The sequence below is a fragment of the Variovorax sp. 278MFTsu5.1 genome (assembly GCF_048305045.1).
Classification (GTDB): domain Bacteria; phylum Pseudomonadota; class Gammaproteobacteria; order Burkholderiales; family Burkholderiaceae_C; genus Variovorax; species Variovorax guangxiensis.
In genome coordinates this window covers 2993698-3010836 of sequence record NZ_CP157622.1, presented here as the reverse complement: position 1 = coordinate 3010836, position 17139 = coordinate 2993698, and the positions used below count along the sequence as shown (strand labels likewise).

At 67.1% G+C, this 17139-nt stretch carries 19 protein-coding genes; 3 read left to right on the top strand and 16 right to left on the bottom strand.

Annotated features, from left to right (window positions below; genetic code table 11):
• Nucleotides 1–11 precede the first annotated feature (11 nt).
• A complete protein-coding gene (locus ABL844_RS13965; RefSeq protein ID WP_240650468.1) occupies nucleotides 12–512 on the bottom strand; it encodes a ribosomal protein L7/L12 in 501 nt (166 codons plus the stop codon).
• 52 nt (nucleotides 513–564) lie between these two features.
• A complete protein-coding gene (locus tag ABL844_RS13960; RefSeq protein ID WP_126184329.1) occupies nucleotides 565–1275 on the bottom strand; it encodes an ABC transporter ATP-binding protein in 711 nt (236 codons plus the stop codon).
• A 36-nt stretch (nucleotides 1276–1311) separates the two neighbouring features.
• On the opposite strand from ABL844_RS13960, the gene ABL844_RS13955 reads away from it, so the two are divergent.
• Entirely contained in the window at nucleotides 1312–1962 is a 651-nt protein-coding gene (locus ABL844_RS13955; protein WP_418131647.1) for an arylesterase, read from the top strand.
• A 66-nt stretch (nucleotides 1963–2028) separates the two neighbouring features.
• Here the strand turns inward: ABL844_RS13955 and ABL844_RS13950 are convergent, their stop codons facing one another.
• Together ABL844_RS13950 and ABL844_RS13945 are read right to left on the bottom strand one after the other, a co-directional pair.
• Entirely contained in the window at nucleotides 2029–2232 is a 204-nt protein-coding gene (locus tag ABL844_RS13950) for a hypothetical protein (RefSeq protein WP_126018857.1), read from the bottom strand.
• Nucleotides 2233–2359: 127 nt separating this feature from the next.
• Nucleotides 2360–3553, bottom strand: coding sequence for a PLP-dependent transferase (locus tag ABL844_RS13945; RefSeq protein WP_369658454.1), 1194 nt, complete (start codon nucleotides 3551–3553; stop codon nucleotides 2360–2362).
• A 109-nt stretch (nucleotides 3554–3662) separates the two neighbouring features.
• Here ABL844_RS13945 and ABL844_RS13940 point away from each other — a divergent pair, with 109 nt between their 5' ends.
• Both ABL844_RS13940 and ABL844_RS13935 read left to right on the top strand, forming a co-directional pair.
• Nucleotides 3663–4511 carry a helix-turn-helix domain-containing protein gene (locus tag ABL844_RS13940; protein ID WP_418131646.1) on the top strand — a complete coding sequence of 283 codons (849 nt, stop codon included), beginning with the start codon at nucleotides 3663–3665 and terminating at the stop codon, nucleotides 4509–4511.
• A 107-nt stretch (nucleotides 4512–4618) separates the two neighbouring features.
• Complete coding sequence (locus ABL844_RS13935) at nucleotides 4619–5068, top strand: VOC family protein (RefSeq protein ID WP_184638564.1); 450 nt, start codon at nucleotides 4619–4621, stop codon at nucleotides 5066–5068.
• 21 nt (nucleotides 5069–5089) lie between these two features.
• Here the strand turns inward: ABL844_RS13935 and ABL844_RS13930 are convergent, their stop codons facing one another.
• The 12 genes from ABL844_RS13930 to hisS all read right to left on the bottom strand — a co-directional run bounded on the left by ABL844_RS13930 (nucleotide 5090) and on the right by hisS (nucleotide 17128).
• Complete coding sequence (locus ABL844_RS13930) at nucleotides 5090–5614, bottom strand: phosphoribosyltransferase (RefSeq protein ID WP_126018851.1); 525 nt, start codon at nucleotides 5612–5614, stop codon at nucleotides 5090–5092.
• A 131-nt stretch (nucleotides 5615–5745) separates the two neighbouring features.
• Entirely contained in the window at nucleotides 5746–7077 is a 1332-nt protein-coding gene (locus ABL844_RS13925) for an adenylosuccinate synthase (RefSeq protein ID WP_126018849.1), read from the bottom strand.
• A gap of 23 nt (nucleotides 7078–7100) precedes the next feature.
• Nucleotides 7101–8261, bottom strand: coding sequence for an ATP phosphoribosyltransferase regulatory subunit (locus ABL844_RS13920; RefSeq protein ID WP_184638566.1), 1161 nt, complete (start codon nucleotides 8259–8261; stop codon nucleotides 7101–7103).
• An 81-nt stretch (nucleotides 8262–8342) separates the two neighbouring features.
• Entirely contained in the window at nucleotides 8343–8531 is a 189-nt protein-coding gene (locus ABL844_RS13915) for a DUF2065 domain-containing protein (protein WP_126018845.1), read from the bottom strand.
• 31 nt (nucleotides 8532–8562) lie between these two features.
• Nucleotides 8563–9462 (bottom strand): protease modulator HflC, encoded by a 900-nt coding sequence (hflC, locus tag ABL844_RS13910; protein ID WP_184638568.1) that lies wholly within the window; start codon nucleotides 9460–9462, stop codon nucleotides 8563–8565.
• A gap of 17 nt (nucleotides 9463–9479) precedes the next feature.
• Nucleotides 9480–10835, bottom strand: coding sequence for an FtsH protease activity modulator HflK (gene hflK / locus ABL844_RS13905; protein ID WP_126018841.1), 1356 nt, complete (start codon nucleotides 10833–10835; stop codon nucleotides 9480–9482).
• 32 nt (nucleotides 10836–10867) lie between these two features.
• On the bottom strand, nucleotides 10868–12079 hold the full coding sequence (gene hflX / locus ABL844_RS13900) for a GTPase HflX (RefSeq protein WP_184638570.1): 1212 nt from the start codon (nucleotides 12077–12079) through the stop codon (nucleotides 10868–10870).
• Nucleotides 12080–12133: 54 nt separating this feature from the next.
• The gene (gene hfq, locus ABL844_RS13895; protein WP_026346229.1) at nucleotides 12134–12379 is read right to left on the bottom strand and encodes an RNA chaperone Hfq; all 246 of its coding nucleotides are present in this window, start codon (nucleotides 12377–12379) and stop codon (nucleotides 12134–12136) included.
• Nucleotides 12380–12544: 165 nt separating this feature from the next.
• Nucleotides 12545–13888, bottom strand: a complete 1344-nt coding sequence (gene der, locus ABL844_RS13890; protein ID WP_184638572.1) for a ribosome biogenesis GTPase Der — start codon at nucleotides 13886–13888, stop codon at nucleotides 12545–12547.
• A 69-nt stretch (nucleotides 13889–13957) separates the two neighbouring features.
• Nucleotides 13958–15100 (bottom strand): outer membrane protein assembly factor BamB, encoded by a 1143-nt coding sequence (gene bamB, locus ABL844_RS13885; RefSeq protein ID WP_126018833.1) that lies wholly within the window; start codon nucleotides 15098–15100, stop codon nucleotides 13958–13960.
• A 7-nt stretch (nucleotides 15101–15107) separates the two neighbouring features.
• Complete coding sequence (locus tag ABL844_RS13880; RefSeq protein WP_369658458.1) at nucleotides 15108–15800, bottom strand: YfgM family protein; 693 nt, start codon at nucleotides 15798–15800, stop codon at nucleotides 15108–15110.
• A 5-nt stretch (nucleotides 15801–15805) separates the two neighbouring features.
• Nucleotides 15806–17128, bottom strand: a complete 1323-nt coding sequence (gene hisS, locus ABL844_RS13875; protein ID WP_418131645.1) for a histidine--tRNA ligase — start codon at nucleotides 17126–17128, stop codon at nucleotides 15806–15808.
• Nucleotides 17129–17139 lie beyond the last annotated feature (11 nt).

Below are 17139 nucleotides of genomic sequence, written 5' to 3'. Positions count from 1 at the left end.
TTTTTCTTGGCTCAAGCCTTCTGTCCGAACAGCAGCCAGACCATGACCGCCGCCAGCAGGATGATGAGCACCGGCAGCCATTTGTAGCCGCCGCCGTACACACGGCCCGGCTCGTCCATGGGACGGCGGGGCATGTGCTGGGTCAGGGGGCCGAAGCCGCCCAGTGTGGGATCGTCATGGTTGTCGACCAGCCGCTTGGCCGCCGCTAGGCTCAGCCCGGTGGCCTCGCGCGTGAGGCGTATGGCCTCGATCTTGTTGCCCTGCGCAAGCGCCGTGAGCGCGGTGGAGGGCATCGATGCAAAGCCGCGGTCCTGCCTGGCCGCCGTGGGCACGCAGCGTCCGCCCATGGCGCTGCTGTCGTCGTCTCCCGCTTCCTGCCGATCGGCAAAACGATCGACGGCTTCCTTGGCCGACTTGAGGTCCATGCCCGTGCGGGCGCGCACGATCTTGATGGCCTCGATCATCCTGCCGCGCTGCAGCGCCAGGACGGCGTCGGGCGGAAGTTCCTCCATGAACATCTCCTTGAATGTGGCTTGCTATTCATTTAATAGCTTATTGCTCTTGTCAGGCAGGCGCCAGAGCCACTTTTTCATTAAGCGCGACGCGACCGGCCTCGATGGTGATACGTCGTTCGCAACGCGCGGCGATGCCACGGTCATGGGTGACGAGCACGAGCGTGGTGCCCAGCTCGCGGTTGAGGTCGAACATCAGCTGCATGACCTGCTCGCCGGTGGCGAAGTCCAGGCTGCCCGTCGGTTCGTCGGCCAGCAGCAGCGCAGGCTGCACGACGAAGGCACGGGCCAGCGCCACGCGCTGCTGTTCGCCGCCGGAGAGCACCTTCGGGTAGTGGCTCAGCCGCTGGCCCAGGCCGACACGGCCGAGCATTTCGGTGGCGGCCTTGCGGGCGTCCTTGCGGTTGGCCAGCTCCAGCGGGAGCATCACGTTTTCCAGAGCACTCAGGTTGCCCAGCAGCTGGAAACTCTGGAACACGAAGCCCACGCGCTGCGCGCGCACGGCGGCGCGCTCGTCCTCGTCGATGGCGAAGATGTCCTGCCCCGCCAGCTTCACCGTGCCGCGCGTGGGCGTATCCAGCCCGGCGATGATCGACAGCAGCGTGCTCTTGCCGGAGCCCGAGGCGCCGACGATGGCGGCGGTTTCCCGCGCGCCGAGGGTGAAATCGATGTCCTGCAGAATGTCCAGCGTGCCTGCCGAATCGGTGACGGACTTGAACACATGCTCGACGGCGACAATGGCATCAGACGGGGGTTGGGACATGGAAAGGCTCTGGTTTTGAATCGACGTGACTTTATCTTGACCACCACCGCGCTCGGCAGCGCGGGGATATGGACGACGACGGCGCAGGCCCAGGCCTCGTCTTCCACGGCGGCCTCTTCGGGCAAGCCGGTGATCCTGGTGCTGGGCGATTCGCTGAGCGCAGAGTACGGCCTCAAGCGCGGCGAAGGCTGGGTACCCTTGCTCGAGAAAAGGCTTGCGCAGCAGAAGATTTCTGCAACCGTGGTCAACGCCAGCATCAGCGGCGACACCAGTTCCGGCGGCCGTGCCCGCTTCGCGCCGCTGCTCGCGCAGCACAAGCCCAGTCTGGTGGTGCTCGAACTCGGGGCCAACGACGCGCTGCGAGGCCTGCCGCTGTCCGACACCGAAAGCAACCTGATGCAGATCACCAAGGCCGCGCAGGCCGCGGGCGCGAAGGTGCTGATCGTCGGCATCCAGGTGCCGCCCAACTACGGCGGCGACTACACGCGGCGCTTCGAGGCGGTGTTCTCCAAGGTGGCGAGCGCGACCAAGTCGGCGCTCGTGCCCTTCCTGCTCAAGGGCGTGGCGGATGCGCCCGACGCGCTCTCGCTGTTCCAGGCCGACCGCATCCACCCGACGGCGGCCGCCCAGCCGCAACTGCTGGACAACGTCTGGGCCGAGCTGCGCAAGCTGTTGCCCAAGCAATGAAAAAGCCGCCGCGGGCAAGTGCCTGCGGCGGCTTTTCTTGATGGATCGGCAAGTCTGGACGGGATATCAGCCGTTCTTGGTGGGCAGGTCCGGCACCGTGGGCGGATCGCGTTCGAGCGAGGCAACGTCGGTTTCGGGATCGCCAGGTGCCAGCCCGTCGCTGCTGGGATTGAGCTTGCGGTTCGCCTTTTCGCGGAGCTTGTCTTCCTTCTTCTTCTTCTTGGCCAGCTCTTTCTGACGCTTTTCGTAGCCGTAGTTGGGTGTTGCCACTGGATCTCCTTGAGGCGAGGCAGTCGGGTTGACTGCCGTGGCCTACTGTAAGCGATAAAGCTGCTGTCTCGAGGAGGTACCCCATGACGCGCTCGAGGCGACAGGAGCGACGGCAGGATGCGATTTCTTACATCCGAGCCAGCGCCTGCTGAAGATCGGCGCGCAGGTCTTCCACGTCTTCGAGGCCGATGGAAAAACGCACGAGCGTGCCCTTGTACGGCCAGCGCGCCACGCTGGCATCGCGCATCAGGCCGATGTCGTAGGGCACCACGAGGCTGATCGGTCCGCCCCACGAATAGCCGAGGCGGAACAACTGCAGGCTGTCGCAGAAGCGGTCGACCTGCTCGGTGCTGTAGCGCTCGTCGAACACCACCGAGAACAGGCCGGCGGCCAGGTTGGTTTCGCCGCACAGCGCGCGCCAGTGGGTATGGCCTGGGGAATCTTCGAGCGCGGGGTGCAGCACCTGCGCGATCTCTTCGCAGCCGTTGAGCCAGCCGGCCAGTTCGCGCGCCGCGCGGTCGTGCGCCGCATAGCGCAGCGCGATGCTGGGCAGCGAGCGCAGCAGCGTCTCGACGTCGCCCACGCCGATGCCGAAGCCCATGCGCATGTGCGTGAGCTTGAGCGCGCGGTGCAGACGCTCGTCGCGCGTGGTCACGCTGCCCATGAGCACATCGCCGCCGCCGCTGGGATACTTGGTGAGCGCGTGCACGGAGATGTCGACGCCCTGCCCGCTGCCGTTGAAATCGAAGGGCGCGAAGGCCAGGCCTGCGCCCCAGGTGTTGTCGAGCACGGTCATCACGCCGCGCGCACGGCAGATGCTGGCCAGCGCCGGCAGGTCGGGGAACTCCATGGTCACCGAGCCCGCCGCTTCCAGCCATACCAGCCGCGTGCGCTCCGAGAGCTTGGCCGCGAGGTCTGCCGGGTTCATCGCGTCGTACAGGCGGTGCGTGACGCCGAAGTTCGCCAGTTCGCCGGTGGCCAGCGCCTTGTTCGGGCCGTAGGCGTTGTCGGGAATCAGCACTTCGTCGCCGGTCTTCAGGAAGGCGAACGAGACCAGCGAGATGGCCGCCAGACCGCTGGGCACGAGCAGGCACTCGGTACCGCCTTCGAGCGTGGCCAGGCGCTCCTCCAGCGTGAAGGTGGTGGGCGTGCCGTGCAGGCCGTAGGTGTAGCCGGCCTTGGTGCGCCAGTCTCGCGCGCGCATGGCGGCGACGTCGGCGAAGAACACGGTCGATGCCTTGAACACGCCGGGCTGCGGCGCGGCGAAGGTGGCGGGCGGAACGTAGGGGTGGTGGATCAGGTTCGTGGAAGGCTTGCTCATGGGTGCATGCTAGCGCGACCCGCATTCGGGGCCTTGCGCGGAGCTTCCGTCGCACAATGCGCGGACCGGCCCTCCCCTTCATCCCGTTTCATGGAAGAAGCCCGAGACAGTGCAGCTGACACGCCTCGCCCCTCCCCACCTGCGGCCCTTCGTGCGGCTGATGTGGGCCTCGTCGCCCGACGGCACGCCCGTCGAGCAGCCGGGCGCACGCGAGCATGTGCTGCCCACCGGCGGCATGCATCTGGTCTTCAGGCTTTCGGGGCCGTCGTTGCGCCTCTTCCACGACGGCGCCGACGTGCAGGGATTCACAGTGGGCTATGCGATGGTGGGCGGAACCCGCTCGGCCTTCTTCGTGCGCGACGTGTCGGTGACGACGCACTCGGTCGGCGTCATGCTGCAGCCGGGGGCGGCCCGGGCCCTCCTCGGCGCTCCCGAAGACGCTCTGGCCGAGCGGCATACCCCGCTCGAAGCGCTCTGGGGCGCGGACGCGAACTTCGCGCTCGAACAGCTGCACGGCACCGACTCGCTGCCGCGGCAGCTTGCCATCGTCGTCGCGCTGCTCGAAGCACGCCTTGCCTCGTCCGCGATGCATGGCCTGCACCCCGCGGTGGCGCAGGCATTGGCGCGCATGTCCGGCGCGAGCGCCAACGACGACGACGGACAGGCCGGCGCCATCGGCCAGCTCGTGAAGCAAAGCGGCTACAGCCACCGGCGCTTCATCGCTCTCTTTCGCGGGATGACCGGGCTGGCGCCCAAGCAGTACGCGCGCATGCTGCGCTTCGACCATGTGCTCGGGCAATTCGCCATCCAGCAAGCCCGGCCCTGGGTCGAGCTGGCGCTGGAGGCCGGCTACAGTGACCAGGCGCATTTCAACCGCGACTTCCTGGCCATTGCCGGCATGTCGCCGCAGGCCTACCGGCGGGCGGCACCGGTTTCTTCACGGCACGTGCGCATCTGAGCCGAGCGCCGGAGCAGGCGCCGCGCCGCAGGTCAAATTTGTTCAAGACGACGCGGAGCGCGAGCACCAGAATCGCGCCCATCACAACCCGAAGGGACAACGACGCCATGGCCATCCACGAACTGTTTCCGTACCTCTGCGTCAACGACGCCAATGCAGCCATCGAGTTCTACTGCAAGGTCTTCGAGGTGAAGGAGATCTTCCGCCTGACCGAGCCCAGCGGCCGCATCGGCCACGCCGAGCTGGACTTCCACAACGGCGCGATCCTCATGATCTCGGAGGAATTCCCCGAGTTCGACATACTCAGCGCGAAGACGCTGGGCGGCAGCGCAGTCTCGCTGCATCTGCACGTGGACGACGCCGACGCGGTGGTGGCGCGCGCGGTCGCCGCGGGCGCCACGCTGGACATGGCGCCGCAGGACCAGTTCTATGGGGAACGCTCCGGCGTCTTCCATGACCCGTTCGGCCATCGCTGGAACGTGGGGCACAGCATCGAGAAGCTGACGCCGGAGGAAATGCAGCGGCGCTACACCGCCATGTTCACCGACGCCGGGTGATCCGGCGCCGGCATTGCCGGATCAGACCGACCACTTCTCGATCAGCTTCTCGGCGCCGAGCGAGTCGTAGCCCTCGAAGGGCTGGTGGATCCAGGGGTTGGTGGCCAGGTACTCGACCGAGTAGTCGGGCGTGAAGGTCGACAGCGCCTTGGTCCAGATCACGGCGCTGCGCAGCTCGGTGATCGGCTTGTAGTTGTTGCGCAGCATGTCCATCACCGCGTGCAGCGTGTGGCCCGAGTCGGCAAGGTCGTCCACCAGCAGCACCTTGCCGGCGATTTCGCCCTTGGGCGTGGTGATGTAGCGGGCGATGTCGAGATGGCCCTGCACCGTGCCGGCATCGGCGCGGTACGAGCTGGTCGACATGATCGCCAGCGGCTTGTCGAAGATGCGCGAGAGCACGTCGCCCGGGCGCATGCCGCCGCGCGCCAGGCACAGGATGGTGTCGAACTGCCAGCCCGACTGGTGCACCTTGATCGCGAGCTTCTCGATCAGGTTGTGGTACTCGTCGTAGCTGACGTAGAGATGCTTGCCGTCTTCAGTCAACATAGCGTGGTTTTTCCTTCAATGTCTCTTCTTCTGGGGAACACCGCGGAACCGGCTTCGCCGGGCCGCTGGTGTTGCCCCCTGCAAGGGGGTTGGCGGCCACACGAAGTGGGCAAGCCTGGGGGTTAGGCAGATCAGTCGGCCAGGTAGGGGTGGCGCATCATGATCGTGTGGTCGCGATCGGGGCTGGTGGACACCATGTGGATCGGCACGCCCGTGACCTGCTCGATGCGCTGCAGGTACAGCCGCGCATTGATCGGCAGCTTGTCGTATTGCGTGACGCCCACGGTGCTTTCGCTCCAGCCTTCCAGCGTTTCGTAGATCGGCGTGCAGCGCTCGATCTCGTCCGCGCCCATGGGCAGGATGTCGGTGGTCTCGCCGTCGAGTTCGTAGCCGGTGCACAGCTCCAGCTTCTCCAAGCCGTCCAGCACGTCGAGCTTGGTGATGCACAGGCCCGACAGGCCATTGACCTGTGCCGAGCGCTTGAGCAGCGCGGCGTCGAACCAGCCGCAGCGGCGGCTGCGGCCGGTGGTCACGCCCTTCTCGGCGCCCACGGTGCTCATGTGGTAGCCGGGGGTGCCGGGCGTGGCCCAGTCGAGTTCGGTGGGGAACGGACCGCCGCCCACGCGGGTGCAGTAGGCCTTGGTGATGCCCAGGATGTAGTGCAGCATGCCCGGGCCCACGCCCGAACCGGCGGCGGCGTTGCCGGCCACGCAGTTGCTGGAGGTGACGTACGGATAGGTGCCGTGGTCCACGTCCAGCAGCGTGCCCTGCGCACCTTCGAACAGCAGGTTGGCGCCGTCGCGGTTGGCATCGTTCAGCTCGCGCGAAACGTCGGCCATCATGGGCTTGAGCAGCTCGGCGTGCTTCATCGCCTCGTTGAAGACTTCGTCGAAGTCGATGGCGGGCGCGCCCAGCACCTGGGTCAGCACGTGGTTGTGCAGCTCGAGCAGCACGCGCAGCTTGGCGGCGAAGCGATCGGGGTGCTTCAGGTCCTGCACGCGCAGCGCGCGGCGGGCGATCTTGTCTTCATAGGCCGGGCCGATGCCGCGGCCGGTGGTGCCGATCTTCTCGATGCCGCCCTTCTCGCGGTAGGCCTCGCGCGCGATGTCCAGCGCGGCGTGGAACGGCAGGATCAGCGGGCAGGCCTCGCTGATGCGCAGGCGCGAGCGCACTTCGACACCGGCCTTTTCAAGCCCCTCGATTTCCTCGAACAGCTTGGCGGCCGAAAGCACCACGCCGTTGCCGATGTAGCACTTGACGCCGGGCCGCATGATGCCGCTCGGGATCAGGTGCAACGCGGTCTTCACCCCGTTGATGACCAGCGTGTGGCCCGCGTTGTGGCCGCCCTGGAAGCGGACCACGCCCTGGGCGCTCTCCGTCAGCCAGTCGACCAGCTTGCCCTTGCCCTCGTCGCCCCACTGGGTGCCGACGACGACCACGTTTCTTCCGGTGGTTACGCTCATGCTCGTTCCATTACTTCAAAAAATCAGATCGCACGGACACTCCACTGGCCGGCCTGCTCGACGAGCTCGCGGTCGCAGTGGAATTCATCGATTTCGCTGCCATGGCCCGGCAGCACGCAGACTACCGTTTCACCGGCCTTGCGCAATTGGGCAATGGCCTGACTCAGGCCGGCCGCGTCGCTCCAGGGCGCGCGGATGGCGGCGCGCAGCGGGCGGGCCGGCAGCACGCCGACCAGTTCGCGCACGTCGAGGCTGAAGCCGACGGCCGGGCGGTTGCGGCCGAACACGGCCCCCACCTCGTCGTAGCGGCCGCCGCGCACCAGCGAATCGGCCGCGCCGGGCACGTAGATGCCGAAGCGCATGCCGCTGTAGTACGCATAGCCGCGCAGGTCGGCCAGGTCGAAGCTGATCTGGCGGCCGGCCACGCCCTGCAGGCCGGCGGCAAGCTGCTTCAGGTCGGCCAGCGCCGCACCGACCGCGGGCGTGCCCTTCAGGGCCTTGGCGGCCTCGTCGAGCACGGCCTCGTCGCCGTAGAGCTGGATCAACGCGCGCAGCCCCTCGCGCGAGGCGGCGGGGAAGTTCCTGGTGAGCGACTCGAGCTCGCTCGCGTCCTTGGCCGCCAGTGCTGCATGCACCTGCGCCAGGGTGGCGCCGTCGACCGGCACGCCGGCGAACAGGGCACGCACGATGCGGGCATCGGCCAGGTCGACGATCACGCCCTCGCGCAAGCCGGCGGCATCGAGGCAGTCGAGCGCCAGCAGCAGGGTTTCGGTGTCGGCCTCGAGGCCGGCGTGGCCGTAGATCTCGGCGCCGAACTGCAAGGGCTCGCGGGTGGCATGCGGGCGGTCGGGCCGGGTGTGGAGCACCGGGCCGCAGTAGCACAGGCGGGCCACGCCGTCGCGGTTCAGCAGGTGGGCATCGATGCGCGCCACCTGGGGGGTGGTGTCCGCGCGAAGGCCCATGCTGCGGCCGGAAAGCTGGTCGACGAGCTTGAAAGTCTGGAGGTCGAGCGCCTCGCCGGTACCGGAGAGCAGCGATTCGAGATGCTCGAGCAGCGGCGGCATCACCAGCTCGTAGCCATAGCCACGGGCGGTATCGAGCAGCTGGCGTCGAAGTTCTTCGATGTGGCGCGCCTCGGAGGGCAGCACATCGGCAATGTGATCCGGAAGGACCCAGGCGGACATGGGGATCGGGGGCGTGGTTAAAACGGGATTCTACCGGCACCGGGCACCCGGTCCGGCACCGGCGTCAATCGGCGGGCCGGATCAGCCCAGGATCCAGAGCAGGACCAGGCCCAGAACGATGCTGCAGAGCCCGAAGAAACGCAGCTGGCCGTCGCGCAGCTGCATGAGCTGCCCGAAGCCGCGCCGCCACCCTCCCGGCGACACGAAAGGCAGGATGCCCTCGATCACCAGGACGAGCGCCAGCGCGCTCCAGAAAGTGTCGGCGCTCACGGCTCCTGAAGTCGGCTGCGGCCGGAAGTGATCAACGGCGAGGCGCGTTGGTGGTCGAGCCCGAGCCCTGCATGGCGCGGAAGAAGTCCGACGACGGGTCGAGCACCATCACGTCGCTCTTCTTGTTGAAGCTCTGCTTGTAGGCCTCGAGGCTGCGGTAGAACTGCGCGAACTGCGGGTCGCGGCCGAAGGCCTCGCTGTAGGTGGCGGCAGCCTGGGCATCCCCTTCGCCCTTGATCTTCTGGGCGTCGCGGTAGGCGTTCGCCACGATCACTTCGCGCTGGCGGTCGGCGTCTGCGCGAATCTTCTCGCCCTCGGCCGTGCCGGTGGAACGCAGTTCGTTGGCCACGCGCTTGCGCTCGGCTTCCATGCGGCGATAGACCGACTCGGTGATGGCTTCCACGTAGTCGACGCGCGTGATGCGCACATCCACCACGTCCACGCCCCAGGGCTTGCTGCCCTTCACCACCGAGAGCACCTCGCGCTGCACGTCGGCCATGAGGGCCTCGCGGCGCACCGAGATCAGATCGCGCACCGTGCGCTTGTTGATGTTTTCCTGGAAGGCGTTGCGGACCACGCGGTTGAGCTGCATGGCGCCGGCGTTCTCGTCGAGGCCGACGTTGCGGATGTAGGCCTGCGGGTCGCTGATGCGCCAGCGCACGTACCAGTCGATCACCACGCGCTGCTTCTCTGCGGTGAGCATGGGCTCGGTGTCCACGCTGGAGAGCGTCAGCAGGCGCTTGTCGATGTACGACACGTTCTGGAACGGCGGCGGCAGCTTGAAGTTGAGGCCGGGCTCGGTGATGACCTGCTTGATCTGGCCGAGGGCATAGACCACGCCGAACTGGCGCTGGTCGACCACGAAGAGCGTCGAGCTTGCCAGTACCAGCAGCACGAGGATCGAGGTTGCGATGAATCCGATTCTGTTCATGTTCTTGCGGGCCTTTCTCAACGCACGTCGCGGTCACGCGAGCGGCCGTCGCGGCCGCGCACGTCGTTCGTGGCAGGGGCCACCGGGATGACCGAGGACTGTGCCGGCGCCGTGCCGGCGACGCTGGGGCTGGCCGCATCGACCGGCGTTGCCGCGTTGCCGCCGCTCATCTGCATGAGCTTGTCGAGCGGGAGGTACAGCAGGTTCGAGCCCTGCTTGCTGTCGACCAGAACCTTGGTGGTACTGGCGTAGATCTGCTGCATGGCGTCGGTGTACATGCGGTCGCGCGTTACCTGCGGGGCCTTCTGGTACTCCGACAGCACGGCGCTGAAGCGGCCCGCATCACCCTGCGCCTGAGCCACGATCCGCGCCTTGTAGGCCTCGGACTCTTCCTTCAGGCGCGAGGCCGTACCGGTGGCCAGGGGCACCACGTTGTTGGCGTAGGCCTGCGCATCGTTCTTGGTGCGCTCGCGCTCCTGGCCGGCCTTGAGCACGTCGTCGAACGCGGCCTGCACCTGCTCGGGCGGGCGCACACCGCCTTGCTGCAGGTTGATGCCGACGACTTCGACGCCGATCTTGTAGCGGTCGAGAATGGTCTGCATCAGCGCGCGCACGCGCGGCGCGATCTGGTCGCGCTCCTCGGCGAGCGCGGCGTCCATCTTCATCTTGCCGACCACCTCGCGCACCGAAGTCTCGGCCACCTGCACGACGGTGTCGGCGGGCGACTTGCTCTCGTACAGCCAGGCGCGCGGGTCGCTCAGGCGGTACTGAACGGCGAACTTGATCTCGACGATGTTCTCGTCTTCGGTCAGCATGGCCGATTCGCGCAGGCCGGTGGAACGCACGATGGCGTCGCGGCCCACGTCGGCCGAACGGATCTGCGTGGTCACCACGACTTCGTGGCGCTGGATGGGATAAGGCAGGCGCCAGTTGAAGCCTGCGCCCACGGTGCTCTTGTACTTGCCGAACTGGGTGATGACGGCCTGCTGGCCTTCGTTCACGATGAAGAAGCCGGTGCCGAGCCAGATCAGCACGGCCACCGCGGCCACGAGGCCGATGCCGAAGCCTGCGTTCTTCATGTCGGGCTTGTAGCCGTTGCCGCCGCCGCCATTGGGACGGTTGCCGCCGCCCTTGCCGCCGAAGAAGCCGCCGAGCTTGCGGTTGAGGTCGCGCCAGAGTTCATCGAGGTCGGGCGGGCCCTGGTTGGGGCCCTGGCCGCGGGGACGGTTGTCGTTGCCGTTGTTGCCTTGGGGCGGAGGCGTGGGGCCGCCGGGGGGATTGGCATCGGGGGGCCGGTTGCCGGCCGGGCGGTCGCCGTTGGAGGAGGACGGCTCGTCGCCGCGCCCCCATCGGCCGTCGTTCAGGTTGAACATGCCCAGAAACCCTCTCCGCGCTGGCTTTGAATTCATTCGCTTCGTTCTCTTGTCAGTGGCGGGATTGTGCCCAATCCATCGGTTGCATCGTGCAATTCAGCGTCCGCAGCAGGGGTCATCGTATCGGGTGCGGAGCCCGACTGCCGGGCAAGCTCGGCTCGGAGCAGCGGCACGCCCTCGCCGGTCCTGGCGCTGAGGAAGATGCGGGGAACCTGCACGCCGTCGATTTCCATCTCGTCCTGCAGATGCAGCGGATGCTGCGTGCTTTCAAGGGCGTCGAGCTTGTTGAAGACCAGAAGCTGCGGCACGGCGTCCGCGCCGATCTCGCGCAGCACCGACTGCACCTCGGCCATCTGCTCGGGGTAGTGCGGGTTGGAGGCATCGACCACGTGCAGCAGCAGGTCGGCATCGACCGCCTCCTGCAGCGTGGCCTTGAAGGCATCGACCAGCCCGTGCGGCAGGTCGCGGATGAAACCCACCGTATCGGAGATCGACACCTGCCTGCGCGCATCGCCCAGGTAGAGATGGCGCGTGGTGGTATCGAGCGTTGCGAACAGCTGGTCGGCCGCATAGGCGCGCGCCTTGACCATCGCATTGAAGAGCGACGACTTGCCCGCGTTGGTGTAGCCCACCAGCGAGATGTTGAAGGCGTCGCGGCGCTCGCGCTGGCGGCGCTGCGTGCCGCGCTGCTTCTGCACCTTGGAGAGGCGCTCGCGCGTGCGCTTGATCGACTCGCCGATCATCCGGCGGTCGAGCTCGATCTGCTTCTCGCCCGGGCCTCCGCGCACGCCCGCGCCGCCGGTCTGGCGCTCGAGGTGCGACCAGCGACGAACCAGCCGCGTGCTGAGGTACTGCAGGCGGGCGAGCTCCACCTGCAGCTTGCCTTCGTGCGAACGCGCGCGCTGGGCGAAGATCTCGAGGATGAGGAAGGTCCGGTCGTAGACAGCGACGTCGAGCTGGCGCTCGAGGTTGCGCTGCTGCGCAGGGCTCAGGGCCTGGTCGAAGATGACCTCGCTCGCCCTGTGCAGGGCAGCCAGCTCCTTGATTTCTTCGGCCTTGCCGCTGCCAACGAACAATGCCGCGTCGGGCGCCTTGCGCTTGCACGCGAGGCGGGCGACGGGCGTGAGGCCCGCGGTCTGCGCAAGCAGGCCGAGTTCCTCGAGTTCGCTGTCGAAATGGGGCAGCCCGAAATCGACGCCGACGAGAACGGCGGCGCCTTCCTGGCGGGAAGTCAGTTCAGACAAGCGGGATCAGAAATAGGGAAAAGCGCGGCAGCGGTGCCGCCGCGCTCCGCGCGATCAGGCGGCGTTGTCGTCGTTCTCGGTAGCCGAGAAGTTGACGGCACGACCTGGCACGATGGTGGAAATGGCGTGCTTGTAGACCATCTGCGTCACCGTGTTGCGAAGCAGCACGACGTACTGGTCGAAAGACTCGATCTGGCCCTGCAGCTTGATACCGTTCACCAGGTAAATGGAGACCGGCACATGCTCGCGACGCAAGGTGTTCAGAAACGGGTCTTGTAGAAGTTGCCCTTTATTGCTCACGATATTCTCCGTGTTCAAGAGTAGTTGTTGGAGGAGAAGACCTTAACACAGGGTTTCCGCGCCGCAGCAATCGCACCCAAAAGCCTTTGAAAAATAACGTCTCTCAAAAGCCGGAACTTCCACCCCGGTCAGAACTCAACGGCGGCCATCCGCCGCCAAATTCAGTCAGTCGTCCTTGTCGACAAAGGGATTGTGGGAGCTCTTGAACTCGATGCGCAAGGGGGTACCCACGAGATCGAACTCCTTGCGGAAGCGTCCCTCGAGGAAGCGCTTGTAAGCATCGGTCACATGTTCGAGCGAATTCCCGTGGATCACGATCACCGGCGGGTTCATGCCCCCCTGGTGCGCATAACGCAGCTTGGGACGGAACATCCCGCTTCGCTTGGGCGCCTGGAACTGCACCGCCTCCAGCAACAACCTCGTCAGCACCGGCGTCGACATCTTGCGCGTGGCCGACTTGTGAGCCTGCGCGATGGCCTGCCACACCGGACCCAGGCCCTGGCGCTTGATGGCCGAGATGAAATGCAGCGCCGCGAACTTCAGGAACGCGAGGCGGGTCTCGATCTGCCGCTGGATCTGCTCGCGCTGGTAGCTGTCGACCGCGTCCCACTTGTTGATGGCGATCACCACCGCGCGGCCGCTTTCGAGGATGTAGCCTGCGATGTGCGCGTCCTGGTCGGTCACGCCCTGCGTGGCATCGAGCAGCAGCAGGACGACGTTGGCCGACTCGATGGCCTGCAGCGTCTTGACCACCGAGAACTTCTCGATCGCCTCGAACACCCTGCCCTTGCGGCGCAGGCCTGCCGTATCGATCAGCTCGAAGCGCTGGCCGTTGCGCTCGAAGGGTACGGATATTGCGTCGCGCGTGGTGCCCGGCATGTCGAAGGCCACGAGGCGCTCTTCGCCCAGCCAGGTGTTGATCAGCGTCGACTTGCCCACGTTGGGACGACCTGCCACAGCCAGCTTGATCGGCTTGTTGACGTCGTCCTCTTCCTCCTCGTCATCGGGGTCGGGAAGGTTCAGCGGCGCCAGCGCCAGCTCGACCAGGCCGCGCATGCCCTGCCCGTGCGCCGCGGACACGCCGTGCACCTCGCCCAGCCCGAGCTCGTAGAAGTCCACCAGCTTGGTGCCGTCGTGCATGCCCTCGGCCTTGTTGGCCACCAGCACGCAGGGCTTGCCGATACGGCGCAGCTCGTTGGCGATGTCATGGTCCTGCGCGGAGAGTCCTTCTCGTGCATCGACCACGAAGATCACGACGTCGGCCTCGGCGACGGCCTGTCGCGTCTGCTTGGCCATCTCCTTGTAGATGCCGCTGCCGGCGTCAGGCTCGAAACCGCCGGTATCGATGACGATGAATTCGCGCTTGCCCAGGCGGCCGTTGCCGTAGTGGCGGTCGCGCGTGAGGCCGGCGAAGTCGGCGACGATGGCGTCGCGCGTCTGCGTCAGCCGGTTGAAGAGGGTCGACTTGCCGACGTTCGGCCGCCCGACCAGGGCCACGACCGGCTTCATGGCCGGCCTTTCGAGGGCGCGGTTTTCATGGTCGGGCCTTGGAAAGAGAGAAGGAAAGAAGAAAGAGGGTTACTCGGGGCGATAGCCAAACACGCCACCCTTGGCGGTCACCACGACCACCGTGTTGCCGGCCAGTGCCGGCGCAACGGTGATGGCCGAGCCGTCCGGCGTGATGCGGTTGAGCAGCGCGCCGTCTTCACGCGAGACGAAATGCAGGGTGCCGGTGTCCTCGCCGATGATCAGCGAGCGGCCCACGGCCAGCGGCGAGGTCAGCACGCGGTTCTTGAGCCGGGACATCTGCCAGGCGCGCTCGCCGTCGGCACGGCGCCAGGCCACGACGCTGCCGTCGGACTCAGTACCGTAGATGAAGCTCTCGTTGCCGCTGACGCCGTCGGCGCCGGAGGCGGGCTTGCTCCAGACCAGCGAACCGCGCACCGTTTCGACGCAGCCGACGCTGGCATAGTACGCACGCGCGCAGATCGTGTCGCCGAAGCGGCTCACGCTGCCGGTCAGGTCGACCAGGCGCTCCACATCGTTGGTGCCGCGCGGCGCCGCAATGGGCGATTCCCAGCGCGAAGTGCCGTTGGCGGGGTTGATGCCCACCAGCCGGCCGCCGATGCCGGCCACCAGCGTATCGCCCACGGCGAGCAGCACGCCCGACTTGCGCAGCACCAGGTTCTCGCCCGCGCGCTGCTGGATCCACAGGCGGCGGCCGCTCTGGCCGTCCCAGGCGCTGATGCTGCGGTCGGCGGTCTGCACGAACACGCGGCGGCCCGCCACCAGGGGCGCGGTGAAGGCCTGCGCCGAAAGCTTCTGCTTCCAGAGCACCTTGCCGTTCTCGATGGCGACCAGCTCGTTGCCGGTGGTGACGACTGCCGCCACCGATCCGTCGCTGCCCACACCGGCCGCCAGCGGAGCGCCAGCGCTGGCGCGCCAGACTTCACGGCCGGCGCGCGCGTCGATGGCAACCACCGTGCCGTCGCTGCCGGCCACGGTGACCGTGTCGCCGCTGACGTCGGTGGTCAGGGGGAACTTCACCTCGGGGATGCGCACCGTCCACGCCTGGCGCACGCCCATCAGGGCCGGGTTGGCGGGAAGCTCGTCCGGCTTCGGCTTGGACGAACCCGAGCAGGCAGCCAGGAGCGCTACCAAAACGAGAGCTGATCCCGCACGCAAGGCGGACGATTCAGGCATGAGGCGCTTGAAATTCATGATGCGGTCAGGGAGTCTTGGGAGCTGCGGGAGTGACGGTGACTACAGGAGCCAGGCTCTTGGGGTCGACGCCGACCGCGTTGAGCTTGATCTCCACCAGGCGGCGGTAGTCGGAAGTGGCGCCGAGGCCAGTCCAGGCCTTGCGGTATTCGGTCTGAGCCTCTGCGCGCTTGCCCTGGGCCAGGTAGATGTCGCCCTTGCGGTCGGCCACCAGGGGTTCGAATTCCTTCGGCACGCCGCCGTCGAGCTGCTTCAGGGCCTCGTCGTAGGACTTTCCGTCGAGCAGTTCGGCCGCCAGCCGCAGCCGGGCAACGGCCTTGTAGCCGGGGTCGATGGCGTTCTGGGCCACCCATTCGAGCTCGGCGCGCGAACCCGCGGCATTGCCCTTCTCGTACAGCGTCTTGGCGACCAGCAGGCCGGCCTGCTGCGCGTAGGTGGTGCCCGCGAAGCGCTTCTTCATGTCGTCGAGCACGAGCGCGATGCGCGCCGGGTCGCCCGCCTGCGCGGTCTTCTCGATCTCGTCGTAGAGCGACGAGGCCTGCGCCGCCTTGTTGCGGCCATACCATTGCCAGCCGTTCCAGGCCACGAAGGCGCCGGCAACGAGCAGCACGACCGAGGTGATCAGGGTGCCGTAGGTATTCCAGAAATGCTTGAGCTGGTCGAGCTGTTCCTGTTCTTCGAGGTCGAGATGGGTTGCCATGCGTGTCAGGTATTGGGAGCCGGCGATTGTAGGGTGGCGGCCCAGGCGGCCACTTCCGAAAGAGACCGGGCGACTTGGGCACCGCCTGCGTCGCGCAGCGACTTGACGGTGACCTCGCCGCGCGCCAGTTCGTCTTCGCCGAAGATCAGTGCGTAGCGCGCACCGCTCGCGTCGGCCTTCTTGAACTGCGCCTTCATGTTGCCGCCGCCCGCGTGCTGCAGCACGCTGACGCCCGCGGCGCGCAGTTGCTCGAGCACCACCATGACCTGCGGCAGCACCGCGGCCGAGGGAACGACGGCATAGGCCGCGGGCGCCGCGGACGGCACCGGCAGGCCCAGTTCCTGGATCAGCAGCAGCAGCCGCTCGATGCCGAGGCCGAAGCCCACGGCCGGCGCCGGCTTGCCACCCATCTGTCCGATGAGCCCGTCGTAGCGCCCGCCTCCGCAGACGGTGCCCTGCGAGCCGAGCTGGTCGGTGACCCACTCGAAGACGGTGAGGTTGTAGTAGTCCATGCCGCGCACCAGGCGCGGATTCACGCGATAGGCCAGGCCCGCGGCGTCGAGCACGGCCCGAACGGCGTCGAAGTGAGCGCGCGATTCCTCGCCGAGGAAGTCCATCAGCTGGGGCGCGGCCTCGACGATGGCCTGCATCGCCGGATTCTTCGTGTCGAGGATGCGCAGCGGGTTGCTGTGAAGGCGCCGCTTCGCATCGGCGTCGAGCACGTCGGCATGCGACTCGAAATGGCGGATCAGCGCATCACGGTGCGCCTGGCGCTCCGCCGGCTGGCCGAGGCTGTTGATCTCTAGGCGCACGTGCTCGCCCTCGACCAGGCCGAGCTCGCGCCAGAGCGCGCGCACCATGAGGATCAGTTCGGCGTCCACGTCGGGGCCCGGGAAGCCGAGCGCTTCGACGTCGAGCTGGTGGAACTGGCGGTAGCGCCCCTTCTGCGGCCTCTCGTGGCGGAACATCGCCCCCATGGTCCACAGGCGCAGCGGGCCGTTGTAGAGCGCGTTGTGCTCGACCATCGCGCGCACGATGCCGGCCGTGGCCTCCGGGCGCAGCGTGAGCTTGTCGCCGTTCATCGAGTCGGTGAAGGAGTACATCTCCTTCTCGACGATGTCGGTGACCTCGCCGAGACCGCGCACGAACAGTGCGGTAGGTTCGACCACGGGCGTCACGATGTAGTGGTAGCCGTAGCGGGCCAGCAGTTGCCGCACCTTCTGTTCGAACCACGACCACAGCGCCGAATCGGGCAGGCGGTCGGTGCGCGGCACGCTCGCCGGCAATATGTCGTTCATGCCTTTGACGGCATTGATCTTGTCAGCCATAGGAGAAAGCG

Excerpts from the sequence above, each read along its gene's own strand:
- hisS (WP_418131645.1), bottom strand. The coding sequence starts at position 17,128 with ATGGCTGACAAGATCAATGCCGTCAAAGGCATGAACGACATATTGCCG.
- ABL844_RS13945 (WP_369658454.1), bottom strand. The coding sequence starts at position 3,553 with ATGAGCAAGCCTTCCACGAACCTGATCCACCACCCCTACGTTCCGCCC.
- ABL844_RS13920 (WP_184638566.1), bottom strand. The coding sequence starts at position 8,261 with ATGTCCGCCTGGGTCCTTCCGGATCACATTGCCGATGTGCTGCCCTCC.
- ABL844_RS13965 (WP_240650468.1), bottom strand. The coding sequence starts at position 512 with ATGGAGGAACTTCCGCCCGACGCCGTCCTGGCGCTGCAGCGCGGCAGG.
- hflK (WP_126018841.1), bottom strand. The coding sequence starts at position 10,835 with ATGTTCAACCTGAACGACGGCCGATGGGGGCGCGGCGACGAGCCGTCC.
- ABL844_RS13925 (WP_126018849.1), bottom strand. The coding sequence starts at position 7,077 with ATGAGCGTAACCACCGGAAGAAACGTGGTCGTCGTCGGCACCCAGTGG.
- ABL844_RS13960 (WP_126184329.1), bottom strand. The coding sequence starts at position 1,275 with ATGTCCCAACCCCCGTCTGATGCCATTGTCGCCGTCGAGCATGTGTTC.
- ABL844_RS13935 (WP_184638564.1), top strand. The coding sequence starts at position 4,619 with ATGGCCATCCACGAACTGTTTCCGTACCTCTGCGTCAACGACGCCAAT.
- ABL844_RS13930 (WP_126018851.1), bottom strand. The coding sequence starts at position 5,614 with ATGTTGACTGAAGACGGCAAGCATCTCTACGTCAGCTACGACGAGTAC.
- der (WP_184638572.1), bottom strand. The coding sequence starts at position 13,888 with ATGAAGCCGGTCGTGGCCCTGGTCGGGCGGCCGAACGTCGGCAAGTCG.
- ABL844_RS13880 (WP_369658458.1), bottom strand. The coding sequence starts at position 15,800 with ATGGCAACCCATCTCGACCTCGAAGAACAGGAACAGCTCGACCAGCTC.
- hflC (WP_184638568.1), bottom strand. The coding sequence starts at position 9,462 with ATGAACAGAATCGGATTCATCGCAACCTCGATCCTCGTGCTGCTGGTA.
- bamB (WP_126018833.1), bottom strand. The coding sequence starts at position 15,100 with ATGAATTTCAAGCGCCTCATGCCTGAATCGTCCGCCTTGCGTGCGGGA.